Origin of the sequence: Flavobacterium sp. FPG59, assembly GCF_002150205.1 — a bacterium.
Classification (GTDB): Bacteria; Bacteroidota; Bacteroidia; order Flavobacteriales; family Flavobacteriaceae; genus Flavobacterium.
Genome location: NZ_MTCA01000379.1, coordinates 1 through 1,306 on the forward strand (window position 1 = coordinate 1; position 1,306 = coordinate 1,306).

Here is a 1,306-nt window from a genome sequence, read left to right on the forward strand (position 1 = left end):
ATGCATGTCTATCATCATCATTTCTTGTGTATTGAGATGATAATTCTTCAAAATATTTTGTAAAACCATTTTCTCTTAAATCACCACCATATAGAGCCGTTCCATCATTAGAAATTATATAACGTGCTAATTCTATAGAAATATCGTTTAGATGTTGCTCATCAAGACCTAGTTCATTTAAATTTTCACTATTTGAAACAGAAATAGCAATTGACTTATCAAAAAGGAAAGATTTTTCATTTTGAGAAAGTTTAAATTCTGGCTTTAAATCTTCGGTACTTATACCAGATATATTATTTTCATCTGTCATTTTAAATCTTGTTTATAGTTATAGGTGTAACAAATTTTAAATTTTTATTAAATCTATTTAGTATTGATGTCTCTTCAATGCCCAAAGGTGGATCCGGATAAAGAACAATCGATTCTTCTTCATTCATTTCCAAATGAATTAAATTTATTAGCTCTGGCGGAGAGGTAAGAGTATAAACTTGTTTCTGAGTAAATTCTTTATATTGAGAAAGTAGACGATGTTGGTACAAATTATTTAATACTTGAAGAAGAGTTAAGTAAACAATCTTATAAAAATTGTAATCATTCTCATCTGTTAAAACAGTTGTAGGCATATTCCCTAAATATGGAAATGCTCTACTTTCTCCATTTTTAATACTATGAACTACAACAATTGGTGATTTATGTTTTTTGGCAAGTAAAACTTCTCTTCGACACCATTCTCTATTTGAGTATTCATCAGTATGAAATACTAATAGAGCAGATTCACTAATATTCTGACTGAATTGTTCTGCAAAATCATAACCATTTGCAATGTTAACAGTGTCAAAAAAAACATCTAATTTTAAATTGTTTTCGATGAATTGTTTAAACTTGATTGCAAGTATCTCTCCGTCTTTTTTTGCATGACTTAAGAATAATTTAACTGGTGAATTAATGCGGTCAGTTTCTGTATCGTCTGAAATTTTTTGAAAGTCCATTAAAAGTCTAGAACAATCATGTAATACTTCAGATTTTATTTTTTCAATAGCTTTTGTTAAATCTTCTTCAAGTTCCAAATCTAATTTCTGGTTTAAAAATACTCTAGCATTTGTAAATTGTATTTTACTTAATTCAGATGAAATTGTATACGCTTTTTCATATAATGAAATCGGGAATATTCTGTTATTATTATCAACATTTTTTAAAAGCTGTTTTGTATATTCTACATAAACATTATCATCAAAAAATTCTTCATCAATTAATAAAATGATTGCATTTTTTTCTGCATTAGTGAAATCAATTGGAAGTAGTGAAC

1 protein-coding gene and 1 pseudogene are annotated in these 1,306 nt (G+C 27.2%); both read right to left on the reverse strand.

Annotated features, from left to right (window positions below):
* Positions 1–310: pseudogene (locus FPG59_RS16130) on the reverse strand (hypothetical protein); the annotation flags it as partial.
* A gap of 1 nt (position 311) precedes the next feature.
* Positions 312–1,306, reverse strand: a 995-nt coding sequence (locus FPG59_RS16135; protein WP_086455539.1) for a toll/interleukin-1 receptor domain-containing protein, incomplete at its 5' end; no start/stop codon positions are given.